Origin of the sequence: Aestuariivirga sp. (assembly GCF_044239095.1) — a bacterium.
GTDB lineage: Bacteria > Pseudomonadota > Alphaproteobacteria > Rhizobiales > Aestuariivirgaceae > Aestuariivirga.
In genome coordinates, this window is the sequence record NZ_JBIICB010000025.1 from 1 (window position 1) to 25,671 (window position 25,671).

Here is a 25,671-nt window from a genome sequence, read left to right on the forward strand (position 1 = left end):
GAACCAACCGCTCCAGTTCCGTCCGCTGCGACGGCTCCAAAACAATCCTAACAGCAGGCTTGCCCATCTCATGCCCCCAAATCAAATCAGGGCATGATCATACATATTTATCGATCAAGACACTAGCGCTCTCCCGCTTAACCTGTTGTTAGAACTCGGCCCGTAACATCGGCATTGCGGAAGGTGGGCTATCATGGCCTGCAGGCATGTAGCCGCCGCACAGATCGCCAGCAATCCTCCGTTCCATCCAGGTCTCTTCGCAAGTCTCGCGCAGGGTTGCCGCGTCACCATTCATGTACCGGATCGTGAAGTTCATTACGGGAGCGCGCGCAGTGCTCCCGAGCGGGAGCTCATCTGATGTCGATTGTTACTTCTCTGACCGTGCGGCAGATCGCTTCGCTCAGCACGACGGCCATCCAGCAGCTCTCCACGACGGACGTCCAGGCCCTCAGCACAACCCAGGTCGCGGCATTGAGCTCGGCCCAGGTCAATGCCATGGAGACGTCAGACCTTGAGGCCATGAGCACAGCGCAGGTCCAGAGCCTGTCCACTGCGGCCGTCAGGGGCCTCATCGCCAACACGATCGCCAATCTCACCGAGACACAGGCCGCTGCCTTCACCACGACGCAGATCGGCGTGCTTCAGGCCTATGCGCTTGAGGCGCTTGAATCGAGCGACATCCAGGGCTGGGCCACCACCCAACTTGCCGCACTCACCTCGCGCCAGCTCGCGGGCCTCACCGCCACGGCGCTGGCGGACTTTTCGGACACGCAACTTGCAGGCCTCACTTCTACCCAGCTCCGTGGCCTGACCACCACGCAACTCAATACGCTCGGCACCACGCAGCTCAATGCCCTGAACGCCGCCGATCTCTCGGCCACCCAGATCCGCGGCATGAGTGCCACAGCCCTGACGGCGCTCTCCACCACCCAGGCGCAGTCGCTGACCACGGCACAGATTACCGCCCTCTCGGCCGCGGGCCTTGATGCGCTAAGCTCGGATGAGGTCCAGGGCTGGAGCACCACGCAGCTTGCCGCCATCACCTCCCAGCAGATCGCCGGTCTCTCGACCACGGCGCTGTCGGACTTCTCGGACACGCAGCTCGCGGCCCTCACCTCCACCCAGCTCCGTGGCCTCACCACCCTCCAGCTCAACAATCTCGGAACCACGCAGCTCAACGCGCTCGACGTCGCCAACCTCTCGGCCACACAGCTGCGTGGCATGACCTCGACGGCGATCGACGCGCTCTCCACCACCCAGGCACAGTCGCTTTCGGCGGCGCAGATCGCCGCCCTCTCCGCGACGGGCCTCGATGCGCTGAGCTCGGATGAGGTGCAGGGCTGGTCCACCACGCAGCTTGCCGCCGTCACCTCACAGCAGCTGGCCGGCCTGTCGGCCACAGCGCTCGCCGACTTCTCGGAAACCCAGCTCGGCAGCCTCACCTCGACGCAGCTTCGTGGCCTCTCCACCACGCAGCTCAACGTGCTGGGCACGACGCAGCTCAATGCACTCAACGTCACCGATCTCTCGGCCACGCAGATCCGCGGCATGAATGCGACTGCCCTCGAGGCGCTGTCGACCACGCAGGCGCAGTCCCTCACCACCGCACAGATCGCAGTGCTCTCCGCCACCGGCCTTGCCGCGCTGAGCTCGGATGAAGTCCAGGGCTGGGCCACCACGCAGCTTGCCGCCGTCACCTCCCAGCAGCTGGCCGGTCTCTCCACCACGGCGCTCGGCGACTTTTCGGAGACGCAGCTTGGAAGCCTCACCTCCTCCCAGCTTCGCGGCCTCACCACAACCCAGCTCAACACGCTGGGCACCACCCAGCTCAATGCGCTGAACGTCGCCGATTTCTCGGCCACGCAGGTCGCGGGGCTGGGCGAGAGCGCCATTGACAGCCTGTCCTCCACCCAGGCGCGCGCCTTCACCGTGACGCAGGTCGCCGCAATGACGGCGACAGCGCTCGGCTCCATCGACTCGGCCGATCTCCAGGCCTGGAGCACCGCGCAGCTGGGTGCCGTCACCACGCGGCAGATCGCGGGATTGTCCACCACGGCGCTCGCCAACTTCTCGGATACGCAGCTGGGCAGCCTCACCACAACCCAGCTCCGCGGCCTCACCACCAGTCAGCTCAACACGCTGGGCACCACCCAGCTCAACGCGCTGAACGTTGCCGATCTCTCCGCCACGCAGGTGCGCAGCATGAATGCGACAGCCATTGAAGCGCTGTCCACCACCCAGGCGCAGTCTCTCACCACCGCACAGATCGCGGTGCTCTCCGCCACCGGGCTTGCCGCGCTGAGCTCGGATGAGGTGCAGGGCTGGTCCACCACGCAGCTCGCCGCCGTCACCTCGCAGCAGCTCGTGGGCCTCGCTGCCGCCGAGCTCGAGGAGTTCACCACCACGCAATTCGCCGGACTGACGTCGACGCAGCTGCGCGGCATCACCACCACCCAGCTCAACGCTGTCGATACGGCCTATCTGCAGGCGCTGGACATCACGACGCTTTCAACCCAGCAGGTGGCAGGCCTTGGGGCGACCGCCGCGGGCAATCTCTCGAGCACGCAGGCGCAGGCCCTCACCACGGCCCAGATCGCTGCCGTGTCGGCCACCGTGCTCGGCGGCCTCGCCTCGACCGACATCCAGGCCTGGAGCACGAGCCAGCTCGGCGCCGTCACGGCGGGCCAGCTCGCCGGCCTCTCGACAAGCGACCTCGCGGACTTCTCGACGACGCAGCTCGGCGGCCTCACCACCACCCAGCTGCGCGGCCTGACGACGGCACAGCTCAACACCATGGCCACCGAACAGCTCAATGCGCTGACAGCCTCTGGCTTCACCGCCGCCCAGGTGGCAGGCCTCAGCGCCACGGGCCTCAGCAACCTGACCACGACGCAGGTCGGCTCGCTCGATGCCGCCCAGTTCCGCGCCATCCAGGCCACCGCCCTCGACAGCCTCGGCACCGAGGTCTTCTCCGCCTTGACCTCGGCCCAGGCCGGGGCACTGACTGCGGCCCAGGTCGCGGCGCTCAGCACCACCAACTTCGCCGCGCTGTCTGAAACCACGGGCATCCCGGCGCTGGGCACCGCCAGCATCTCCGGCATCAGCACCTCGCAGCTCGAGGCGCTGTCGAGCACCCAGGCGCTTGCCTTCACCTCAACCCAGATCGGGCTGATGAGCCCCACCCAAGTCACATCCCTCATCATCGCCAGCAACAGCTGATCACGGAGCATGACCCGTCTTGATCCAAAGCATATCCGAGCTCTTCCGCGCGGCCGAAACCCTTGAGACGAGCGGCAATGCGGCGGGCGCCGCCGAACTCTACAAGCGCTGGATCGCGCTGAACCCCGAGGATCCGCATCTCGCGGCGGCCCTGTTCAACATGGCGGTCGTCACCCAGCGCAGCGGCGATGGTTTCGGCGCCATCCATGCGCTGCGGCAGGCAATCACGCTCAACCCCGATTTCCACCCGCCCTACATCAACCTCGGCCGCCTGCTCGAGGACAATGGCCAGGCGGGCCTTGCCGTCCGCCAGTGGCTGGAACTGGCGAACCGTCTGCCGCAGCTCAACGGCCCGGCGCTGCGCCACAAATTGATGGCGCTGCAGCAGGTGGGCCGCGTGCTCGAGTTCAATCATGTCGATGCGGCAGCGGAGGATGCGCTGCGCCAGGCGATCGACCTCGACCCGCGCCAGCCCCAGGCGGTGCAGCACTGGATCGCGCTTCGCCAGAAGCAGTGCAAGTGGCCGGTCATCGCCGGATGGGACGGTGTCGGCGGGCGCGATCTTCTCGCCAGCATCTCGCCGCTGTCGGCGGCGGTGATGTTCGACGACCCCGTCTTCCATCTGGCCCGCGCGGCAGGCTATGCGCGCCAGAGCATCGCCCGGCCCGGCAGCCTCCCCTTCGATCATGCACCACGCCGGGCGGAAAGGCAGCCGCGCCTCAGGATCGGCTATGTCTCCTCCGACCTCCGGGAACATGCGGTTGGCTTCGGACTGTCGGAAGTGATGGAACTCCATGACCGGAGCCGCTTCGAGATCCACGCCTATTACTGCGGCATCGACCGCGAGGACGGCACAAAGTCACGCATCCGCGCCGCCGTGGACGGCTGGACCGACATCTCCCGCCTGACGGATGATGCAGCCGCAACCGCCATCGCGCGGGACGGCATCGACATCCTGGTCGATCTCAACGGCTATACCCGTGATGCCCGCACCGCCGTCTTCGCCAGAAGGCCCGCACCCGTGCAGGTCAACTGGTATGGTTTCCCCGGCACCATGGGAACGCCCTATCACCACTATATCATCGCCGATCCGCATGTCGTTCCCGACGGCCATGAGATCTATTTCTCCGAACGCGTCATGCGGCTGGCCTGCTACCAGCCCAATGACCGCAAGCGCCACATCGCGCCAGAGGCGCCGAGGCGCGCGGACGAGGGCCTTCCGGAATCGGGCTTCGTCTTCTGCTGCCTCAACGGCACGCAGAAGATCACCGCACAGCTGTTCTCAGCATGGATGGGCATTCTCGCGCGGGTGGAGGGCAGTGTGCTCTGGCTGCTCGATTCGACGGCGGAGACCACGGCCCGTCTCCGCCAGATGGCCGCCGCAGCCGGCGTCGCGCCGGAGCGCATCTGCTTTGCGCCCCGCCGCCCCAACCCCCAGCACCTCCAGCGCTACCGGCTTGCCGATCTTTTCCTCGATACCTTCCCCTATGGTGCGCATACTACGGCATCGGATGCCATGTGGATGGGAACGCCGGTTCTGACTTTGGAAGGCAGGGGCTTCGCGGCCCGCGTTTGCGCTGGCCTCGTCAGGTCCGCGGGCCTTCCGGAGCTCGTGTGCAAGACCCTCGATGACTATGTGGCGCGTGCCGCCGCCATCGCCACCGCGCCTGGCGCTGCTGCAGCGCTGCGCAGCCGCCTCGAGCAGAACCGGCCAACGGCCGCATTGTTCGATACGCCGCGCCTCGTGAGCGGCCTCGAAGCCCTGTTCGACCGCATGTGGGAAGAGTTCCGCACCGGCGACCTGCCGGTGCCGCGGCTTTCCAACCTCGCCTGCTACGAGGAGATCGGCCTCGACCTCCTGGCCGGCCGCGAGGGCGGCAGCATTCCGCCTGACCTCTACCGGTCAGAGCTTGCGCGCTGGAACGCGGCGGAGCCATTGCCGGCCGATGGCAGGCTCTGGCCGCCTGAGCCTGCAGCCAATGCGGCAGGCGTCATGACCTTCACCCGCGCGGCCTGAGCGGGCAGGCCGCGCGCCCCGGGGTTGAGGCCTCGTGACGGTGCTTCCCTCACTTGCGGCTCATGCTCTCGCGCGCGTTCCGACCAGGTGGAATCACCTGGTCGAAAAGAACTCGCGCAAGATCAATGGCTTGAGCATGACCTTATCGCAAAAGTGGTTTCCACTTTTGCGGGTCATGCTCTAGTGTAACGCCCGAACGCAGGGGCGAGCATGACATTGACGGACGGACCGCAGGCAACATTGGCGAACTGGCGCCAGCATCCACACAGCATCTGGGGTTTCACCCACGTCGACCGGCTGCTTCCCGTGGCGCCGGTCGCCGCGGGCGAGGCCGTGGCGCTGCCACGTGGCGCAGATCTCGACCTTACGGCCGTGAGCCTGGCCTGGGACGGCGGCCGCATGACGGCCCGGCAGGCGCTCGCCGCAACTCATACCGATGCCTTCCTCGTCATGAAGGATGGCGCTGTGGTGGCGGAGCACTATGTCACCCAGCAGCCGGAGGACCGGCACATCGTGTTCTCGGTCAGCAAGTCGGTGACGGCGGCGCTGGCTGGCGTGCTGGTGGAGCAGGGGCTGCTCGACCCTGATGCTCCGGTCGTCCATTACCTGCCGGAGGTGAAGGCTTCCGCTTACGGCGACTGCACGCTGCGCCATGTGCTGGACATGACGGTCAGCATCCGCTTCACCGAGGATTACCTCGATCCGTTGGGCGACGTCGCCCGCTACCGCGTCGCCATGGGCTGGAACCCGCCGGGCGCGCTTGGCGGCGGGGACGGTCTTCACCGCTTCATCGCCGGCCTGCCCCGGGCGGATTATCCGCACGGCCACCGGTTTCACTATGTGTCGCCCAACTCCGACCTTCTCGGCTGGATCATCGAGCGCGCCAGCGGCGAGACCTTCGCCCGGCTTTTGTCCCGCCATGTCTGGCAGCCCATGGGTGCGGCGCAGGATGCCTTCATCACGATCGACCGGCATGGCGCGCCGCGCACCGCGGGCGGGATCTGCACGAGCCTGGCCGACCTTGCCCGCTTCGGCGAGATGATGCGGGGCGGGGGCGCGTTCAATGGCCGGCGCATCATCCCGGAGCGCTGGATAGACGACATTCTGCAGGCGGGCGATGCCGCGGCCTGGTCGCGCGGCGAACTGGTGCCGCTGTTTCCGGACGGCCGCTACCGCTCCAAGTGGTACGTCCCCAGCCCGTCCCCCAGCGTGCTCTGCGCCATCGGCATCCACGGGCAGTGGATCTATGTGGATTTCGACGCGGGCATGGTGGCGGTGAAGCAGTCCTCCCAGCCCATCCCCGCCGATGACGCGATGGACCACCTGACGCTTGCGCTCATGCGCGCCATCGCCGGAGAACTCCGGGCATGAGTGCTGCGCCGGCGGAGCGGGACGAGGCATGGCGCCGCGAAGCCGTTCTGGGAAACTATGCCGAGCGGCCATTGCCCACGCCGCCGCCGGTGGTCCGCATCTGGAGCTATGCCGACCGTCTCTCCTATGCGCCGGGTGATATCCTCCGGCTCAGTGTCTGCACCAATGCGGCGCGCCATGCGGTGGAGATCGTCCATGACGGCGTCTCGCCGCGCACCGTGTTCCGGACGGAGGACCTCCCGGGGGCGTGGCGCGATACGCCCGATGATTGCTCCGTCAACGGCTGCGGCTGGCCCGTGTCACTCGAAGTCCCGGTTGGGGCGGACTGGCCGTCGGGCGGCTACATCATCCGCACCAGCGCCCGCGAGGACGGCCGCGGCGAGGACATGCACGAGCATTTCTTCATCGTGCGCCCGAAGCCTGGCGGTGACCGGCGCGGCCGTATCCTGCTCGTCGCCGCCACCGCGACGTGGACGGCCTACAATGATTGGGGCGGGTCCAATCATTACCAGGGGTTCTGCGGCTCCGCAGGCGACCGCTTCTCGCCCGTGCTGAGCATTCTGCGCCCGCTGGCCCGGGGTTTCGTCAGCCTGCCGCCGGACGCGCCACGCGCCGTTCTGACGGATCATCCTCCCATCATGGCGGAGCCGCGCTACCCGCACATGGAATGGGCCTATGCCAATGGCTACTCCAAGAAATACATGTCCTCCGGCTGGGCCAGCTTCGAGCGGCACTTCGTGCTGTGGGCGGAGCGGGAGGGCTATGCGCTCGACATCATCAGCCAGACCGATCTTCACCAGCAGCCGGACCTTCTTGAGGGATATGCCTGCGTCGCCCTTGTCGGCCATGACGAGTACTGGTCATGGGAGATGCGTGACGCGATCGACGCCTATGCCGAACGTGGCGGCCGCATCGCGCGCTTCGCCGGAAACTTCATGTGGCAGATCAGGCTCGAGGAAGAGGGCCGCCGGCAGGTCTGCTACAAATATCTGGCGCGCGCGGAGGACCCCTTGATGCAGTCGGGTCCGCGCCATCTCGTCACCGAATCCTGGGAGGCGCCTGAGATCGGGCGTCCGGGCGCGGCGAGCTTCGGCCTCAATGCCACCCATGGACTTTATGCCAGCTGGTCCGGCTGTTCGCCGCGCGGGGCGAAGGGCTTTCCCGTTTACCGGCCCGGGCACTGGGCCTTCGCAGGCACCGGCCTCTATTATGGCGACGTGCTGGGCGCCTCAGCGCGCATCTTCGGCTATGAGGTGGACGGCCTGCCGTATGAGATCCGTGGCGGGCTTCCCTTTCCCGCCGATCCGTCCCGGGTGCCGGACGGGCTGGAGATCCTGGCGCTTGGCTTGTCCGCCACCATCGAGGAGGGGCCCACCATCGTCCCCGGCCGCAGTTTCCTGGGGGTCGAGGACGGCGAATACGTCGCCTCCGTGCTGACCGGCCGCTCGGATGCCGCTGCCGTCGAAGCGACCAAACGCGGCTCCGGCATGATCGTGCACTTCCCCAGGGGCCGCGGTGAGGTCTTCCATGCCGGCACCTGCGATTGGATCATGGGCCTCACCCTCCGCGATGAGATGGTCATGCAGGTCACGCGCAATGTGCTGAACCGCTTTCTCGGCTGAAGGCTTTGGGTTAGCGGCTCAGGCCGCGGTACCGCCCGGCTGGCCCTGCGGCTCCGCGTCACGGCTTTCCTTCGCCAGCGCCGTCAGCATGCTCTGGGCGATCTCCTCCTGGCCCGAGAACACCAGATCGGCCCCAAGTGATTTCAGGTAGGCTATGGAGTCCGTGCTCGTCGCGCGGGCGATGATGCGGATCGCCGGGTTGACGGCGCGGGCATGCTCGATCACGTGCCCGGCCTCGAACGGGTCCGGCAGGGTGCTGACCAAAACCTTCGCCCCCTCGATGTTGAGTTGCCTCAGCAGTTCCGGCTCGCCCGATGCGCCGCTGAAACACTCCATGCCCTGCTCGCGCACTGCCGCGGCACGGCCGCTGTCGGATTCAACGACGAGAAAACTGCTGCCGGCGCGCTTGAGGCCCGCCGCGACCGAGGAGCCGACCTGCCCATGGCCGACGACGATCACATGGCCTGAGCGCTTGGTTGGCGCCTCACCGGGCTCCGCCGGGGCCGCAGGCTCTCCGGGTTCGGCTGCGGCGGCATCCTCGACCCGCTCCTGGCGCTGTGTCCATTTGTCGAGGCCGAAGAACAGCAGCGGATTGACGAGGATCGACAGGATGGCGCCCGCCACCACGAGGTCCCGCGCTTCGGGCGGCAGGATCTGCAGGCTGGTTCCCAGCACCACGAGGATGAAGGAGAATTCGCCGATCTGTGCGAGGCTCGCGGAGATGGTGAGGGCCACATGGCGGGAATGGCGGAACAGCCGGACGATGAGGTAGGCCGCGCCCGACTTTCCGGCCACGATGATGAGGAAGGTCCCCAGCACCGCCAGCGGCTGATTCACCAGCACGAAGGGGTTGAACAGCATGCCGACGGACACGAAGAACAGCACGGCAAACGCATCACGCAGCGGCAGCGTGTCCTTTGCGGCCTGGGTGCTGAGCGGCGATTCCGCCAGCACCATGCCGGCGAAGAAGGCGCCGAGCGCGAAGGACACGCCGAACAGTGCTGCTGAACCGTAGGCAACGCCGAGCGCCACCGCCAGCACCGCAAGCCGGAACAGCTCGCGCGAGCCGGTATGGGCCACATAGTGGAGGAGCCAGGGAATGATCCGCCGCCCGACCACCAGCATGAGACCGACGAACACGGCGATCTTCAAGGCCGTGAACAGCAGCGTTTCCCAAACCGTGCCGAGCCCCAGTGCCGCCGCCATTCCCAGCGGCTCGCCCGGTGCGGCTTCGCGGCCACCGAGAAATCCCGCCAGCGGCGGCAGCAGCACGAGCGTCAGGACCATGAAGATGTCCTCGACGATCAGCCAGCCGACCGCGATCTTGCCGCGCTCCGTCTCGACCAGCCGCCGCTCCTGCAGCGCCTTGAGCAGCACAACCGTGCTCGCCACCGAAAGGGACAGGCCGAACACCAGGCCCGCCCCCCAGCTCCAGCCCAGCGTGGCTGAGAGCACCATGCCGAGCACGGTCGCCGCCGCGATCTGGCCGATGGCGCCGGGAATGGCGATGGCGCGCACCGACAGCAGGTCCTTCAGCGAGAAATGCAGGCCGACGCCGAACATCAGCAGCATCACGCCGATCTCCGCCAGCTCCTGCGACATCTTCTGGTCGGCCACGAAACCCGGCGTGAATGGTCCGATCAACACCCCGGCGATGAGGTAGCCCGCAATCGGCGGCAGGCGCATCCGGTTGGCCGCCAGGCCCAGCAGGAAGGCCAGGCCGAGGCCAACGGCGATTGTTGCAATAAGCGGCGTGTCATGCGGCATGCGGGTTCCTCTTCAGCTGGCATTCAGCCGTGAACCTGGCGGCAATGCAAGCCCTGTAACGGCGCGGAGGTGGGCCGCCCGCCGCGTTGGGCTGTCACGCGGGCGTTGGTGCGTCCTGGCGCAGCAGGCCCTGGGCCTTGAGGTCCTGCCAGAACCCGCCGGGAATGGGATGCGCGACAAGCTCCAGGTTCTGGTTCATCTGCTGCACGGTGCGCGTTCCCGGCACGTGAGAGGCAACGGCCGGGTGCGCCAGCAGGAACTGCAGCGCGGCCGCTGCCAGCGGCACGCCATGGCGGGCGCACACAGCCTCGATTTTCCTGACCTTCTCCATGATGGCCTCTGGTGCGGGAGCGTAGTTCCACTTGGCGCCGGGACGTGCCCCGGTCGCGAGGATGCCGCCATTGAACCCGCCGCCGATCACAAGGGCCGTGCCGCGCCGCTCGCACAGCGGCAGCAGTTCGTTCAGCGCGTCCTGCTCGAGCAGCGTGTAGCGTCCTGCCACCAGCAGCGTGTCGAAGTCCCCGGCCTTCATGAAGTCCAGCATGACCTCCCAGTTGTTGACGCCGACGCCGATCGCCTTCACCAGGCCCTGTTCGCGCAGCTTGATGAGGGCGCGGTAGCAGCCGTCCATGGCCTGCCTGAAATACACCTTCTGCATCTCGGCGCCATGGGTGAACACGTCGGCGTCATGGATGAACAGGATGTCGATGTATCCAAGCCCCAGCCGCTGCAGCGAATCCTCGAAGCTCCGCATGGTCCCGTCATAGGAATAGTCGAAGCGGCTCCTGAAGGGTGCGCCGTCGACCCAGGGCTTGAAGTCGATGTCTTCGCGCCGTGCTGCGGTCAGCACGCGGCCCACCTTGCTCGAGACCACGAATTCATGGCGCGGCTTCCAGCGCAGATAATGGCCGAGACGGAGTTCCGACAGCCCGTGGCCGTAATAGGGCGCGGTGTCGAAGTAGCGCATGCCCGCCTGCCAGGCGCGCTCCACCATCGCACCGGCTTCTTCCTCCGGGATGGGCTTCAGGAAGTTGCCGATGGGTGCTGCTCCGAACCCCATGTCGGTGATGTCGAAGCCCACGCGGCCAAACTTGCGGATGTTGATGGCGTTCATGATGGTTCTCCAGGCGTGTGTTGTTTTCAATCCGGCCGCTTCAGCCAGCGCATGACGTGGCTCGCCACGGCGCAGACGGTTCCGGCCTGGTTCCGAAGGCTGACGTCGGCCACCGTCCGCATGCGCTCGGCATCGGCGCTCACGATGCTGTAGGTGATGGTGATCGTGTCGCCGATCTTCACCGCTTCGAGGAAGCGCACCCGGTCATAGCCGAGGGAGACCGGATAGTGCCCGCGCATCAGCGCCTCGCACTTGTCGCCGATCATGGTTGAGGCGCGCGACATGTAGCCCACCAGCAGCGCCCCATGCGCGATCCGCCCGCCATAGCGCGTTCCGGACATGGCGGCCTCGTCCACGTGATTGGGCGAGAGGTCGCCGGTTATTCCAGCGAAGAGATAGACGTCGCTCTCGCTCACCGTCTTGGCGCAGGAAACGCTGGCGCCGATCGTTGCCTCGAAGGGGTTCATCTCATGCCTTCAGCAGTTCGCGCGCGATGATGCTGCGCTGGATCTGGTTCGTTCCCTCATAGATCTGCGTGATCTTTGCGTCGCGGTAAAGCCTTTCCACCTCGAAGCCGCGGATATAGCCCGAGCCGCCGAAAATCTGCACCGCGTTCGCCGTATGCTGCACGGCCGCATCGCCTGCGAAGCACTTGGCGATCGAGCAGTCCATGGTGGCGGGAAGCCCCGCGTCCATCTGCATTGCCGCGCGCTGAACCAGGGCGCGCGCCGCGGTAATGTCCTTCTGCATGTCGGCGAGCATCCATTGCAGCCCCTGGTTCTCCGCGATGGCCCGGCCGAACTGGCGGCGGGTGCGCGCATAGTCGAGAGCGGCGTCGAGCCCTGCCTGGGCGATGCCGACGGCAAGTGCGCCGATGCCGATGCGGCCCTTGTCCAGCACGCTCATCATGATGTGGAAGCCGCGGTTCAGGGGCCCGAGAAGGGCGTCTTCCGGCAGCGCCACATCATCAAAGTGCAGTGCGCCGACGGGCGAGGCGCGCTGGCCCATCTTGTGTTCCTTCTTGCCGCGTGAAACGCCCGGGGCGTTGAGGTCGACGATGAAGATCGACATGCCGCGGTGGCCTGCGTCCGGGTCGGTGCGGGCCAGAACGAAGCCGAGGTCAGCCACGGGTGCATTGTGGATCCAGATCTTGGAACCCGAAAGCCGCCAGCCGCCGCCCGAGCGAACCGCCGTGGTCTTGATGCCGGAGACGTCCGTTCCGGCTTCCGCCTCGGTGATGCAATAGGCCACGCGCTTCCTGGCGGAAAGCACCTCCGCAAGATGGGCCTCGCGCTGTGCCGGGCTGCCATGGACACAAAGCAGCATGCCAATGAGCTCGACCAGGCCGCACTGGTCAGCAACGGAGGCATAGCCGCGCGAAAGCTCCTCCATCACCACGGCATAGGACAGCGCGTCGAGCCCCGCCCCGCCGAATTCCTCCGGCACCGTGATCCCGAACAGACCGAGCTCCGCCATTGCCGCGTAGATCTCGCCGGGAAAGCGCTCCGTCTCGTCGAGCTCGCGGGCGAGGGGCTTTACGCGGGCTTCCGCGAAGCGCCGTGCCGTCTCTCCGATCTGGCTGTAGATTTCAGGCGCAAGGCGCGGAAAGGCAATGGCGGAGACTGGCATTATGGGTCTTTCTTCAAGAGCCTGAGGATGGTGTCGAGGTTGAAGGCGAGCCGGGCTTCGAGGTTCGCCAGCGACGTCAGATCGCGCTCATACAGGATGGAGCCCGTGAAGCGGTTGGTGAGATAGTAGTAGCCGATGGCGGCGATTGTGATGTTGAGCTGCACGGGGTCAACGCCGGGGCGGAATATCCCGGCTGCAACGCCACGGTCGAGAATGCTTTTTACCATGGCGACCAGCTTGCCGCTGGCCTGGCGGATCGTCTCCGAGGTCTTGAGGTGCTTGGCGCGGTGCAGGTTCTCGCTGTTGACCAGCGTCAGGAACTCCGGATGCTCCAGGTAGTAGGTCCAGGTGAAGCGGACGAGCTTGGCGATCGCCTCGCCGGGCGGCAGTTCGTCGAGGTGCAGTGTCTGTTCGGCGGACCGGATGCCGAGGTAGGCGTCTTCCAGCACCGCCGTGAAGAGCTTCTCCTTGCTGCCGAAGTAGTGGTAGATCATCCGCTTGTTGGCCTTGGAGCGCGCCGCGATCTCGTCGACGCGGGCGCCGCCCAGCCCCTTGCGCGCGAATTCCACCGTGGCCGCGGCGAGAATGCGCTTGCGGGTCTGGTCAGCGTCACGCGGCATCGACTCACGTTTCCTGTTCAGCATCTCTTGGCCTGCGGTGATTCCGGATCCTTCGGTTCTCAATTCCCCATCTCGATCCGCCCTGCAAGCTTTCCTCACCTTCGCAGTTGCACGTCCGGGGGCTTGACACCGGGCAAGGATGCAGTAACTAGTTAGTGCAGTAAAGGCCAAAAGAAAATTGGGAGGACCACATGACGAAGAAAGTGAATAATCTGCCTTTCGCTTCCAAGCTCAGCCGCCGCTCGGTTCTGAAGGGTGCTGCGGGTGCCGCTGCCGTGGGCACGCTTGGCAGCGCATTCCCGATGCCCGCGATTGCCCAGGAAACGACCTGGACGCTCGCCAATTCGCTGCGCTCGGTCGCCAACCCCTATCACGCCACCTTCGCCAAGGGCGGCGAGGAATTCGCCAAGTCGATCGGCGCCACCTATGAGGTGCTGGTCACCGAGGGCAATTCCGAGAAGGGCATCGCCGACATCAAGGCGCTGCTGCAGCGCACTGGCGGCAAGCTCATCCTCAACGTCGACCCCAACGACTCGCCCGATGCCCGCGTCATCGTCGAAGAAGTCAAGAAGGCCGGCGGCTTCGTCGTCACCCAGTGGAACAAGCCGGACGACCTCCACCCCTGGGATCATGACCCGAACTATATCGCGCACATGTCGTTTGACGGCGTGCCGACGGCGGAAGCCATCGCCAACGAATTGTTCAAGGCTTTCGGCGGTGAGGGCGGCATCGTCGCACTCGGCGGCATCCTGTCCAACGTGCCGGCCATCGAGCGCAAGCTCGGCCTCGACAACGCCATCGCCAAGACCGGCGGCAAGGTGACGCTCCTCGACTTCCAGCCCGCTGACTGGAACGAGCAGAAGGCCTTCGAAATCACCCAGGCATGGCTCACCCGTTTCGGTGACCAGATCAAGGGCGTCTTCGCGGCGAATGACGGCATGGGCATGGGTGCGCTTGAAGCGCTCCGCCAGAACGGCCTTGCGGGCAAGGTGCCCGTGGTCGGCATCGACGGCATTGATGCAGCGCTCTCCGCCATCGAAGCTGGCGAATTCGCCGGCACGGTCGCCTGGGATCCGCTGTGGACGGGCGGCATGGGCCTTGCCATTCCCTATGCCCACGCCACCGGCAAGATCGACATCACGAAGGAGCCCAAGGAACACCGTGAGTTCTACGGCACCGGCATCATCGTGACCAAGGATACGGTTGCGGGCTACAAGGCCAATCCGCCGAAGGTCGACTTCAATGACCTGTGGGGCAAGGCGACCGGCCAGATCCAGTACCGCGGCTGAGACCGGTCATCCCCGCTTACAAGCACTAGCCGGGTGCCCCGCACCCGGCTATTTTTCACCCCGAAGCACAGCGGAGAAGAGACGTGGCCTCTGTCGCCATTCGGAACGGCCGTGCCCTTGGTCACTGGCGCCGCTGGGCGCCGGTCGCCGTGCTGGTGGGCTTGTGCCTCGTGGTGGGGCTGATCAATCCCTCCTTCTTCACGCCCGGCAATGCAGTGCGGATGCTGAACACGGCGGCGATCCCGCTCGTCATCTGCATGGGCGCCACCTTCATCATCCTCATGGGCTCGATTGACCTCTCAGTCGAAGGCACGGTCGCGCTCTGCGCGGTGGCCGCCAGCATGCTGGTGGCCAATGACCTGACCGGTGCCGCCATCGGCCTGTGGTCGGTTCCCGCCGCCATCGTGGCCGGTGGCGCGCTGGGCCTCCTCAATGGCATCGTCCATGTGAAGCTGAAAATCCCCTCCTTCATGGCCACGCTGGGAATCGGCTTCGCAGGCATCGGCATTGCCACCGCCATCCTCGGCGGCGTGATGGTCAGGATCGCCGACAATGACTTCCGCAACTGGCTTTCCCTCGGCCGCCTCTTCGGCATACCCGCCGCGGTGTGGCTCGCGGGGGCTGCCGTACTGGCCGCCTGGGTCATTCAGGAGCGCACCCGCATCGGCCGCTGGCTCTATGCCATCGGCACGGATGAGCAGACGGCGAGGAACTCCGGCATTCCCGTCGAGCGCACGCGCATTCTGATCTTCGGCATCGCAGGTTTGTTTTATGGCCTCGCGGGCGCGCTTTCCGCCGCGCAGATCGGCCGCGGCCATGCGCTGATCTCGCAAGACCGGTTGTTCACCGCCATCACGGCCGTCGTCGTCGGCGGCACGGCGCTGTCGGGCGGGGTGGGCTCGGTGCTCAACTCGGTCATCGGCGTCTTCATCGTCATCGTGCTTGCCAACGGCATGGTGCTGATGGGGATCGAGCCCTATGTGCAGAAGGGCGTTCAGGGCCTGCTCATCATCGCCGCCGTGGCCATGGCCCTCGACCGCTCCCGCCTGGACGTCGTCAAGTGAGCGCCCCCGTCCTCGAGGTGCGCGGCGTCTCCAAGTCCTTCCCGGGCGTGAAGGCGCTGGATGACGTCAGCTTCGAGATCGGCCGTGGCGAGGTCGTGGGGCTGATCGGTGAGAATGGAGCGGGCAAGTCGACGCTGCTCAAGATCCTCAATGGCGTCTACCAGCCAGACACCGGCGCCATCTTCGTCAACGGCCAGCCGCTCAGCGTCGCCTCGCCCCGCCAGGCCTTCGATTCAGGCATCGCCATGGTGTTCCAGGAGCAGTCGATCCTGCCGACGCTGACGGTTGCCGAAAACATCTTCCTCGGCCGTGAGGAGGAATTCCTGCGCTTCGGCCTCATCTCGAAGGCGCGCATGAAGGCCGCGGCGGCCGAAGAACTCAAGAAGGTCCATCTCGACATCGATCCCGGCATGCGCTGCGCGGACCTCTCCTTCGCCGCCCGCCAGATGGTGGAGATCGCCAAGGCCCTGTCGCTCAACAGCCGCATCAAGGGTCATGTCACCATCCTGCTCGACGAGCCGACCTCGGTGCTGGAGCAGAAGGAAGTGGACCTGCTGTTCCGCATCATCCGCGATCTCAAGGATCGCGCCAGCTTCGTCTTCATCTCCCACCGCCTCGACGAGGTGCTCGACATCTCTGATCGCGTCTATGTGATGCGCGACGGCAAGGTGGTGAAGGACCTTCCCTCGCAGGGAACCTCGGTGAAGGACCTGCACCAACTCATGGTGGGCCGCCAGCTTCACCATGAGTATTACCGCGAGGCGCGCCAGGCCGTGCCGTCCGGAACCGCCGTTCTCGCCGCCGAGGGACTGGGCCGCAATGGCGCCTTCCATGACGTGAGCTTCACGCTCCATGAAGGCGAGGTGCTCGGCATCGCCGGTGTCGTCGGTTCTGGCCGGGAAGAGCTCGCCCGCTGCCTTGCGGGCCACGTGCGGCCCGATCAAGGCGCCGTTTCGATCGCGGGACGGGCCGTGCGTTTTGCAGCCCCCTATGACGCGACCGCCGCCGGCGTGGGCCTTGTCCCGGCTGAGCGCAAGATCGAGGGCCTTGTCGCCCCCTTCAGCGTGGCCGAGAACATGACGCTCGCCGCCCTTCCGCGCTTCGTCTCGAAGGGAGCGATCCGCTTTGCCGCCGAACTCGGCGTGGCGCGCGACTGGATCGCCCGCCTCAAGATCAAGACACCTTCACCCGACACCATGGTGGGCTCGCTTTCGGGCGGCAACCAGCAGAAGGTGGTGCTCGCCAAGTGGCGGATCGCGGGCGTCAGGGTACTGATCCTCGATCACCCGACCCGCGGCATCGACGTCGGCGCCAAGGAGGATGTCTACGACCTCATCCGGGACATGACGGCCGAAGGCCTCGCCGTCATCCTGCTGGGCGACACGCTGGAAGAAGTGATCGGCCTGTCCAGCCGCATCCTCGTCATGCGGGACGGCGCCATCACCGCGAGGCTCGAGGCGCCGCCGGGTGCCAAGCCGCAGCAGGTCGACCTCCTCAGGCACATGGTGTGAAGGCGATGCAGCGAAGACTCGACACATGGCTCCCGATCATCGTCCTTGGCGTCCTCGTCCTCGCCGTCGGCCTCTATGACCGGAGCTTCTTCTCCGCCACCAACATGCTGGAAGTCACCGCCGACACGATGACGCTGTTCCTGATGGCCTCGGGCGTCACGCTGGTGATCATGATGGGCGGCATCGACCTTTCGGTGCAGGCAGTGGCCTCGATGACCAGCTGCATCCTCGCGGTCTATCTGCCGCATCTCGGCTTCTTCGCCATTCCCGCAGCAGTTCTGGGCGGCATTGTTGCGGGCTTCGCCGGTGGCTATGTTTCGACGAAGCTCAGGATCCCGTCCTTCATCGCAACGCTCGCGGTCAGCGGCGCGGTGCTGAGTGCGGGCTACTGGTTTTCGGAAACCCGCTCCGTCAACATCCCGGGCGATCTCAGCCAGCAGTACCTGTTCTGGACGGTAGGCGATTTCCTCGGTGTGCCGAACGAGATCTGGGTTGGCGCATTCTTCCTCGTCCTGCTCAGCGCCGTATTGGGTCTGACGCCCTTTGGCCGCATCGTGCGCGGCATCGGCGCGCAGGAACGCGCGGTCATCGCATCCGGCATCGACGTCGACCGCGTCAAGATCGCCGCCTACACGCTCTCGGGCACCATGGCAGGCATCGCCGGTGTGGTCATGGCGGCGCGCTTGGGCTCCGGTTCGCCAACACTGGCGAATGAGTTCCTGCTGCCCGCCATCGCCTCGATCGTGGTCGGCGGCACGGCGATCACCGGCGGCGTTGGCTCTGTCTGGCGCACCTTCGTCGGGGCCTTGATCGTGCAGGTCGTCCGCATCGGCATGACCTTCATGGGCGTCTCCGTCTTTGCCCAGCAGATCGTCTTCGGCGTCATCCTCGTCGCCGCCGTCGCCGTCACCATGGACCGCACCAAGGTGCTGGTCATCAAATAGGAGCAGCGCCCCCGTGACCGATCTTTCCATGCCCGCCGCCAACGGCATCCCGCTCCTCGGCCTCGGCACCTACCCGCTCTCGGGCGAGGAATGCTACCGCGCCGTCCGCATGGCGATCGATCTCGGACTCCGCCACATCGACACGGCCCAGATGTATGGCAACGAAAAGGATGTCGGCCGCGCCGTCGCAGAGTCCGGCCTGCCGCGCAGCGCCTTCTATATGGTAACCAAGGTTGACCCCGGTAATCTCGGCGCCGCCCGCTTCGCCGCCAGCGTGGCGCGTTCGCTTGAAGAGCTGCGTAGCGTGCCTGACCTGCTGCTCATCCACTGGCCGCCGGTGGAGGCCGAGTTCGATGCCGCCCTCGACCGGCTGATGGACGAGAAGCAGAAGGGCAACGCGCCAGCCATCGGCGTCAGCAACTTCTCCCCCGCCATGATGCGCCGCGCGCAGGCGCGCTGCGAGGGGGCCATCGTCAACAACCAGGTTGAATTTCATCCCCTGCTCGACCAGACCGCGATCCTCGCCACGGCCCGCGAGCTCGGCATTGCCGTCTCTGCCTATTCGCCGCTCGCGCGCGGCGCAGCACTGAAGCCCGCACCCATCACCGCCATCGCAGCACGCCTCGGGAGGCCCCCATCAGAAGTGGTGCTGCGCTGGATCCTGCAGCAGGGCGTGGTGGCGATCCCGATGACGACGAAGCCCGCCAACGCCCGGTCCAACATCAATGCCCTGGGCTTCACCCTGGCGGAAGACGACATGGCGGCAATCTCCGCCCTCGGCACCCGGCAGGGCCGCACCATCAACCCGGGCTGGATGGCAGGCCGCTGGGAACCCTAACGCGCATTCCAAGATAGAACGCGCGCCAGATCATGCTCTCAGTTCAAGTCGCCGTCGCAAGCCGCTCACCGCACACGCCGAGCGTTTCTGCCATCGGCCGCTTCCACCAGTTCGCCGCGGAAAAGATCTCGATTTCGACGAAGCCTGCATAGCCCGCATCCTCGGCCATGCTGCGGATGCCTGGAACGTCGATCACCCCGTCGCCCATCATGCCGCGGTCATTCAGCACGTCTGCCGTCGGCACCAGCCAATCGCAGACGTGAAAGCCCAGAATGCGGCCGTCCGCGCGTGCCATGTCGCGGCGGAGGTTCGGGTCCCACCACACATGGTAGACGTCCACGCACACGCCGAGCCAGGGATCATCCGTTGCGCCCTCCACCGCCTCGCACATGTCGAGCGCCTCAGAGAGCAGCGACAGGCAGGACCGGTCTGCCGCATAGACGGGGTGCAAGGGCTCGAGCGCCAGCCGCACGCCGCAGGCCCGCGCGTGGCCGAGAAGCTGTCCCGTGGCGTCCGCCACCTGGGCGCGCGCTGCTGCAATGTCCTTCGAGCCCGCGGCAAGTCCGCCGACGACCATCACGAAGCTCTTTGCCCCCAGCACGGCCGCATCGCTGATGGCGCGCCGGTTGGCTTCGACATTTGTATCAAAGCCCGCCTTGTCCGCGGCCGGGATATAGGTGCTGCGGCAATAGCCGGGAACGGCAAGCCCCGCGTCCCGGATCTGCCGCGCGATGGCCCTCACGTCCCCTCCCTCGACTTCCCGCCGCCACGGCGCGATGGCGCCGAAGCCCGCGCGGGCGACGGCCTCGATCACCTCGCTGATGGGCGCCTGAAATCCCAGTGTTGCGGTGTTGATGGCGCAATCGCCGGGCAACAGCCTCCGCATCACGCGCCGTAGACGGACAGCAGCGCCTTCATGCGCTTGACCGCCAGTTCCGGGTCGGACAGCAGCCGCGCCTCATCAGCCAGCCGGAAGATTTCGGTGAAATAGGCCAGGGGCCGCATCGCCTGCGCCCCGTTCACCATCACGAAATGGTCCTGGTGCCCGTTGAGCCAGGCGAGGAAGACGATGCCCGTCTTGTAGTATTGTGTCGGCGCGCGGAAGATCAGCCGCGACAATGGCACGGTTGGTTCCATGAGCGTCCCGTAGGTCTTCATGTCGCCCTTGGTGAGCGCCGTCAGCGCCGCCGATGCCGCCGGCGCGATTGCATCGAAGATGCCGAGCAGGGCGTCGGAGTATCCCGCCTCGTCGCCCGCGATGAGTGCGGGATAATTGAAGTCGTCACCGGTGTACATCCTCACCGCGGAAGGCAGCCGCCGCCGCATCGCGATCTCCTTGCCGTCGTCGAGCAGCGAGATCTTGATGCCGTCGACTTTTGCCGCATTGGCCGCAATCACAGCAAGGCAGGTCTCCATGGCAGGCTCGAAACTGGCGCCTCCCCAATAGCCCTTGAGTGCCGGGTCGAACATGTCGCCCAGCCAGTGCAGGATCACGGGATGCTCCGCCTCCGCCAGCACGCGCGAATAGACCTTCACATAGTCGTCCGGCGATTTTGCCACCCGCACCAGCGCCCGGCTCGCCATCAGGATGATGCGCCCGCCGCGCTTCTGGATGGCATGAAGCTGCTCGAGATAGGCCTTCACCACGTCGCCGGTATTGCGCGCGGCTGCGGGGTCAAGCTGGTCCGTGCCGCAGCCGGAGAAGATCCGTCCGGCGCGCGGGCCCGCCTCGTCAAGCGAGCGGGTGATGAGCTCCAGCGCGCGCGGCCAGTCGAGGCCCATGCCGCGCTGCGAGGTGTCCATCGCCTCGGCAATGCCGAAGCCCAGGTCGAGGAGGTAGCGGCGGTAGGCCAGCGTCTTCTCCCAGTCGAGGGCCGGAGGTCCCGAGGGGTCGGCATTGGCCAGCGCATCTGCCACCACATGGGCGGCGGCGAAGGCCACGCGGTTGAACGCCTTCTTGGGCTTGCGGATGGGAAGGGGATCCGCCTTGAGCTTGTAAACGCCGTCCGGAAACTTGATCTTCATGTTCAGTACCTCACGCTCAACAGCCCGCCATCGGCAGCGACCACCTGGCCGGACGTATAGGGAAGCAGTCCCGACGCCAGCGTCAGCGCGATCCGCGCCACCTCCTCCGGCGTGCCGAAGCGCTTGATGACGGTGAGCCCGCCCTCGATCAGCGCATCGTACTTCGCCTTGGAAGGTGCTGTCATGTCGGTCTCGATGAAGCCCGGCTGGATCTCGTAGACGCCGATCCCCTCATTCGACAGCCGTGCCGCGAAGAGCTTGGTGATCATCGCCGCGCCCGCCTTGGAAATGCAATACTCCCCGCGCGCGATCGAGGGCGCCACCGCATTGGCGGAGGAGATCGTGACGATGCTGCGGTGCGCGGTGGAGGGATTGCCGAGAAGCCGCCGCGCGAAGGCCTGCGTCAGGAAGAAGGTGCCGCGCGTGTTGATGGCGAGGCAGCGGTCATAGCTCTCAGCCGTCACATCCAGCAGGTCACCGCGGCTCAGCACCGAAACGCCGGCATTGTTGACGAGTGTCGTCATGGCCCCGAGTGCTGCCTGCGCCGCGTCCAGCAGGCGCTCATGCGCCGCAATGTCGCCGATGTCAGCGGCGATCGCCGCTGACTTCCGGCCGCGCCTCGTGATCTCGCCGGCCACGGCGGCAAGTTCATCCGATGCCACGACATCGGCCACCGCCACGTCGAAGCCCGCCTCCGCCAGCGCCAGTGCGATGGCCCTGCCGATGCCCCGCCGTGCCCCTGTCACCAGTGCGGCCTGTGTCATGCGTTGTCCTCTATCCTGGCAAGGGTCTCTGGCGTGCAGATGGCGCGCAGGACCGTCTTGATGTTGAAGGTGAGCCGCTCCTCCAGCGCACCCTTGTCCATCAGGTCGCGTTCGAACACGATGGAGCCGGTGAAGCGGTTGGTGAGATAATAGTAGTTGATGGCGGCGATGGTGATGTTGACCTGCACCGCGTCGAGGTCGCTGCGGAAGAAGCCTTCCTCAGCACCGCGCTTCAACAGCGCCCGCATGCGCCCCACGAAGGGGCGGCTCAGCTCCTGGAAGCGATCCGAGCCCTTGATGTGGCGCGCCTTGTGCAGGTTTTCGCTGTTGACCAGCGTGATGAATTCCGGATTGGCGATGTAGTAGGCCCAGGTGAAGCGCACCAGCCGCTGCAGCGCGGTGACCGGGTCGTCCTTCTCGATCGCCAGCCGCGCCTCGGCCTCGCGGATCCCCGCATAGGCATCCTCCAGCGTGATGCGGAACAGCTCTTCCTTGTTGCCAAAGTAATGGTAGAGCATGCGCTTGTTGCTGCGCGCGCGCGCTGCGATGTCGTCAACCCGCGCGCCCGAAAGCCCCTTCTTGGCGAATTCGGCCTTGGCAGCCTTGAGGATGCGCGCCCGCGTCGCATCGGGGTCGCGTGCCTTGAAGGAAAGGGCCCGGGGCAAGATTTCCGCTCTTGAATTAACCAACTGGTTATTTATAAGCTGATCCACCGCATGGAACAAGGGGCTCGTAGCGGCAATGTATGACTACGTGATCATCGGGGGCGGCTCTGCGGGCTGCGTGATGGCGGCCCGGCTGTCAGAGATGGGTGATGCAAGGGTGCTTGTGCTGGAGGCCGGCCCGCGCGACACCAATCCTTACATCCACATGCCCGTGGGCTTCTTCAAGATGACGTCGGGCTCCCTCATCTGGGGCTATGAGACGGCCCCGCTCCGCCACGCCAACAACCGCACCACCGTCTATCCGCAGGCGCGCGTGCTGGGCGGCGGCAGCTCGATCAATGCCGAGATCTATGCGCGCGGCTGCCCGGAGGACTATGACGGCTGGGCGAGCCGCCACGGCTGCGACGGCTGGAACTGGGACGGCCTCAAGCCCTATTTCGTGAAGTCGGAAGGCAACACCCGCCTTGCCGGCAAGGACCATGGCATTGACGGTCCTCTCGGCGTCTCGGACCTGCAGAACCCCAACCGCGTGTCGCTCGCCTATGTGCAGGGCTGCATGGAGTTCGGCATGCCGCACAACGCCGACTTCAACTCCGGCCGCCAGGAAGGTGCCGGCCTCTATCAGACGACCACGAAGGACGGCCGCCGCTGCAGCGCCGCCGTGGGTTATCTGAAGCCCGCGCTGCAACGGCCGAACCTCACGCTGCGCACCGGCGTCCAGGTCAACCGCATCATCGTGGAGAATGGCCGGGCGGTGGGCGTGGAGATCGTGGAGAACGGCCGCGCTGAGCGCATCGATGCGGCAAGCGAGGTGATCCTCACCGCAGGCGCCATCGGGTCTCCGAAAATGCTCATGCTCTCCGGCATCGGCCCTTCCGCGCATCTGAGGGAGGTCGGCGTTCCCGTCGTCCATGACCTGCCCGGCGTCGGCGAGAACTTCCATGATCATTTCTCGACCGACGTGACATGGGTGCTGAACGGCGCGCACTCCTATGACAAGTACAAGAAGGCGCACTGGAAGCTCTGGGCGGGCCTGCAATATGCGATGTTCCGGTCCGGCCCCGTGGCCTCTAACATCGTGGAGGCCGGCGCCTTCTGGTGGAGCGACCGTGGCGAGAGCACACCCGACCTGCAGTTCCACTTCCTCGCTGGCGCCGGTGTTGAGGAGGGGGTGGGCACCGTGCCGGGCGGCAATGGCGCCACCTGCAATTCCTACCATGTGCGCCCGCGCTCGCGCGGCCATGTCAGGCTGCGCTCGCCGCGGCCAGAGGATGCGCCGCTGATCGATCCCAATTCCTTCGCCGAACCCTATGACCTCGAGCGCCACATCGACGGTATCCGGATCACCCAGGAGGTGGGCCGCACCCGCGCGATGCGGAAGTTCGTCTCGGCCGAGCATTTCCCGGGCCCGGATGTGAAGACCCGTGCCGACTACGAAGCCTGCGCCCGCTCGAATGCGCGCTCCTCCTATCACCCGGTCGGCACCTGCAAGATGGGGCGCGATGCCATGGCGGTGGTTGATCCCATGCTCCGCGTCCACGGCATCGAGCGCCTGCGCGTCTGTGACAGTTCCATCATGCCGGAGGTCGTGTCCTCCAACACCAACGCACCCACCATCGCCATCGCAGAAAAGGCCGCGGACCTCGTCCGCGGTAACAGGTAGACCATGCCGAAGATCGTTTCCGCCGCAGACGCCGTGAAGGCCATTCCGGACGGCGCCACCGTCGCCGTCAATTCCTCCTCGGGGCTGAACTGCCCGGATGCGGTGTTGAAGGCGCTGGGAGAAAAATTCGCGCGTGACGGCGCCCCGCGCAACCTCACCATGATCCACCCGATCGCCGCGGGCGACATGTTCGGCATCCGGGGCGTGGAGCATATCGCGCAGAAGGGCCTCATCGGCCGCATCATCGGTGGCTCCTATCCGTCGGGCCCGTCGACATCGGAACCGCCGATGATCTGGCAGATGCTCGGCGCCAATGAGATGCCCGCCTACAACGTCCCCTCCGGCATCCTCTTCGACATGATGCGCGAGGCAGCCGCCAAGCGCCCCGGCGTCATCACCAAGGTCGGCCTCGATACCTTCGCCGATCCGGACCGCGAAGGCTGCGCCATGAACGCGAAGGCGGCCGCCGCCCCCATCGTCCGCAAGATCGCCTTCGAGGGTGAGGAGTGGCTGTTCTTCCCGGCCATCGTGCCGCAGGTGGCCATCATCCGCGCCAGCGCCTGCGACGAGCGCGGCAACATGAGCTTCGAGCAGGAAGGCGCCTATCTCGGCGCCATGGAGCTGGCGCTTGCCGCCCACAACAATGGCGGCATCGTCATCGCCCAGGTGCGCTCCGTGGTGGAGAACGAGACGCTGAAGCCCCACCACGTGCGTGTGCCCGGCATCCTCATCGACTATATCGTTGAGGCGCCGGACCAGTGGCAGACGACGCAGACCCCCTATGATCCCACCATCTCTGGCGAAGTTTTCAAGCCGCTCTCGAGCTTCGCGCTCATGGATTTCGGCACCGGCAAGGCCATCGCGCGGCGCGTGGCGCAGGAGCTCAAGCCGGGCTGGGCCGTCAATCTGGGCTTCGGGGTTTCCGCCAACGTTCCCCGCATCTTCATCGAGGAGGGCCTGCACGGCCAGGCCACATGGGTGATCGAGCAGGGGGCGGTGGGTGGTGTGCCACTCCTCGACTTCCAGTTCGGGTGTGCCTCCAATGCGGAGGCCTTCGTGCCCTCCGCCTATCAGTTCACTTACTTTCAGGCGGCGGGCTTCGACTGCTCCCTCCTCTCCTTCCTGCAGATCGACAGGCACGGCTCGGTCAACGTCTCGAAGCTGGGCGCCAGGCCCCATGTGACCGCGGGTGCGGGCGGCTTCGTCGACATCACCACGCGGGCGCGCAAGATCGTCTATTCCGGCTATTTCAATGCCGGCGCAAAGATGGACATCGTCGATGGCCGGCTGAAGATCGAGAAGGAAGGCAAGGTCAGAAAGCTCGTCAACGAGGTGGAGCAGGTCTCCTTCTCGGGCCGGCGCGGCGTGGCGCAGGGCCAGGACGTAACCTATGTGACGGAGCGCTGCGTGATGAAGCTGACACCCGAGGGCATCGTCCTCACCGAGATCGCGCCGGGCGTGGAGCTGCAGTCGAACATCCTCGACCAGTCGGAATTCCCGCTCATCGTCTCGCCGCGCCTCAAGGAAATGGACAAGCGCCTGTTCCTGC

General features: G+C 66.0%; 20 protein-coding genes. 11 read left to right on the forward strand and 9 right to left on the reverse strand.

Annotation, left to right across the window (positions count from 1 at the left end):
- The first annotated feature begins 357 nt into the window (after positions 1-357).
- From ACILRA_RS04030 to ACILRA_RS04045, 4 genes are all read left to right on the forward strand, one after another.
- Positions 358-3,219, forward strand: coding sequence for a beta strand repeat-containing protein (locus ACILRA_RS04030; protein ID WP_395660805.1), 2,862 nt, complete (start codon positions 358-360; stop codon positions 3,217-3,219).
- A 19-nt stretch (positions 3,220-3,238) separates the two neighbouring features.
- Entirely contained in the window at positions 3,239-5,236 is a 1,998-nt protein-coding gene (locus ACILRA_RS04035; RefSeq protein WP_395660806.1) for a glycosyl transferase, read from the forward strand.
- Positions 5,237-5,446: 210 nt separating this feature from the next.
- Complete coding sequence (locus ACILRA_RS04040) at positions 5,447-6,607, forward strand: serine hydrolase domain-containing protein (protein ID WP_395660807.1); 1,161 nt, start codon at positions 5,447-5,449, stop codon at positions 6,605-6,607.
- Complete coding sequence (locus tag ACILRA_RS04045; RefSeq protein ID WP_395660808.1) at positions 6,604-8,229, forward strand: N,N-dimethylformamidase beta subunit family domain-containing protein; 1,626 nt, start codon at positions 6,604-6,606, stop codon at positions 8,227-8,229. Before ACILRA_RS04040 ends, ACILRA_RS04045 begins: the two co-directional genes overlap by 4 nt.
- 18 nt (positions 8,230-8,247) lie before the next feature.
- Here ACILRA_RS04045 and ybaL read toward each other — a convergent pair whose 3' ends face one another.
- The 5 genes from ybaL to ACILRA_RS04070 form a co-directional block, all read right to left on the reverse strand.
- Positions 8,248-9,996: a YbaL family putative K(+) efflux transporter gene (gene ybaL, locus ACILRA_RS04050; RefSeq protein WP_395660809.1), complete on the reverse strand. Its 1,749-nt coding sequence runs from the start codon at positions 9,994-9,996 to the stop codon at positions 8,248-8,250.
- 94 nt (positions 9,997-10,090) lie between these two features.
- Positions 10,091-11,110: an aldo/keto reductase gene (locus ACILRA_RS04055; RefSeq protein ID WP_395660810.1), complete on the reverse strand. Its 1,020-nt coding sequence runs from the start codon at positions 11,108-11,110 to the stop codon at positions 10,091-10,093.
- A 26-nt stretch (positions 11,111-11,136) separates the two neighbouring features.
- Positions 11,137-11,577 (reverse strand): MaoC family dehydratase, encoded by a 441-nt coding sequence (locus ACILRA_RS04060; protein ID WP_395660811.1) that lies wholly within the window; start codon positions 11,575-11,577, stop codon positions 11,137-11,139.
- 1 nt (position 11,578) lies between these two features.
- On the reverse strand, positions 11,579-12,739 hold the full coding sequence (locus tag ACILRA_RS04065) for an acyl-CoA dehydrogenase family protein (protein ID WP_395660812.1): 1,161 nt from the start codon (positions 12,737-12,739) through the stop codon (positions 11,579-11,581).
- Entirely contained in the window at positions 12,739-13,383 is a 645-nt protein-coding gene (locus ACILRA_RS04070; protein ID WP_395660813.1) for a TetR/AcrR family transcriptional regulator, read from the reverse strand. The genes ACILRA_RS04065 and ACILRA_RS04070 overlap by 1 nt, the downstream gene beginning before the upstream one ends.
- Positions 13,384-13,550: 167 nt before the next feature.
- Between ACILRA_RS04070 and ACILRA_RS04075 the strand changes: the two genes are divergently transcribed.
- The 5 genes from ACILRA_RS04075 to ACILRA_RS04095 all read left to right on the forward strand — a co-directional run bounded on the left by ACILRA_RS04075 (position 13,551) and on the right by ACILRA_RS04095 (position 19,005).
- Positions 13,551-14,648, forward strand: a complete 1,098-nt coding sequence (locus tag ACILRA_RS04075; protein ID WP_395660814.1) for a sugar ABC transporter substrate-binding protein — start codon at positions 13,551-13,553, stop codon at positions 14,646-14,648.
- Between the two features lie 83 nt (positions 14,649-14,731).
- Positions 14,732-15,712 carry an ABC transporter permease gene (locus tag ACILRA_RS04080; RefSeq protein WP_395660815.1) on the forward strand — a complete coding sequence of 327 codons (981 nt, stop codon included), beginning with the start codon at positions 14,732-14,734 and terminating at the stop codon, positions 15,710-15,712.
- On the forward strand, positions 15,709-17,223 hold the full coding sequence (locus ACILRA_RS04085) for a sugar ABC transporter ATP-binding protein (protein ID WP_395660816.1): 1,515 nt from the start codon (positions 15,709-15,711) through the stop codon (positions 17,221-17,223). Before ACILRA_RS04080 ends, ACILRA_RS04085 begins: the two co-directional genes overlap by 4 nt.
- A 5-nt stretch (positions 17,224-17,228) precedes the next feature.
- Complete coding sequence (locus ACILRA_RS04090) at positions 17,229-18,167, forward strand: ABC transporter permease (RefSeq protein WP_395660817.1); 939 nt, start codon at positions 17,229-17,231, stop codon at positions 18,165-18,167.
- Positions 18,168-18,180: 13 nt separating this feature from the next.
- Positions 18,181-19,005 carry an aldo/keto reductase gene (locus tag ACILRA_RS04095; protein ID WP_395660818.1) on the forward strand — a complete coding sequence of 275 codons (825 nt, stop codon included), beginning with the start codon at positions 18,181-18,183 and terminating at the stop codon, positions 19,003-19,005.
- Positions 19,006-19,048: 43 nt separating this feature from the next.
- Here ACILRA_RS04095 and ACILRA_RS04100 read toward each other — a convergent pair whose 3' ends face one another.
- The 4 genes from ACILRA_RS04100 to ACILRA_RS04115 are packed head-to-tail and all read right to left on the reverse strand — an operon-like array spanning position 19,049 to position 22,459.
- Entirely contained in the window at positions 19,049-19,891 is an 843-nt protein-coding gene (locus tag ACILRA_RS04100; protein ID WP_395660819.1) for a sugar phosphate isomerase/epimerase family protein, read from the reverse strand.
- On the reverse strand, positions 19,891-21,030 hold the full coding sequence (locus ACILRA_RS04105; RefSeq protein ID WP_395660820.1) for a dihydrodipicolinate synthase family protein: 1,140 nt from the start codon (positions 21,028-21,030) through the stop codon (positions 19,891-19,893). Before ACILRA_RS04105 ends, ACILRA_RS04100 begins: the two co-directional genes overlap by 1 nt.
- 2 nt (positions 21,031-21,032) lie before the next feature.
- On the reverse strand, positions 21,033-21,794 hold the full coding sequence (locus tag ACILRA_RS04110; protein WP_395660821.1) for a 3-ketoacyl-ACP reductase: 762 nt from the start codon (positions 21,792-21,794) through the stop codon (positions 21,033-21,035).
- Positions 21,791-22,459: a TetR/AcrR family transcriptional regulator gene (locus tag ACILRA_RS04115; protein WP_395660822.1), complete on the reverse strand. Its 669-nt coding sequence runs from the start codon at positions 22,457-22,459 to the stop codon at positions 21,791-21,793. Before ACILRA_RS04115 ends, ACILRA_RS04110 begins: the two co-directional genes overlap by 4 nt.
- A gap of 76 nt (positions 22,460-22,535) precedes the next feature.
- On the opposite strand from ACILRA_RS04115, the gene ACILRA_RS04120 reads away from it, so the two are divergent.
- Positions 22,536-24,122 (forward strand): GMC family oxidoreductase, encoded by a 1,587-nt coding sequence (locus ACILRA_RS04120; protein ID WP_395660823.1) that lies wholly within the window; start codon positions 22,536-22,538, stop codon positions 24,120-24,122.
- A 3-nt stretch (positions 24,123-24,125) separates the two neighbouring features.
- Positions 24,126-25,671, forward strand: a 1,546-nt coding sequence (locus ACILRA_RS04125; protein ID WP_395660824.1) for an acyl CoA:acetate/3-ketoacid CoA transferase, incomplete at its 3' end; no start/stop codon positions are given.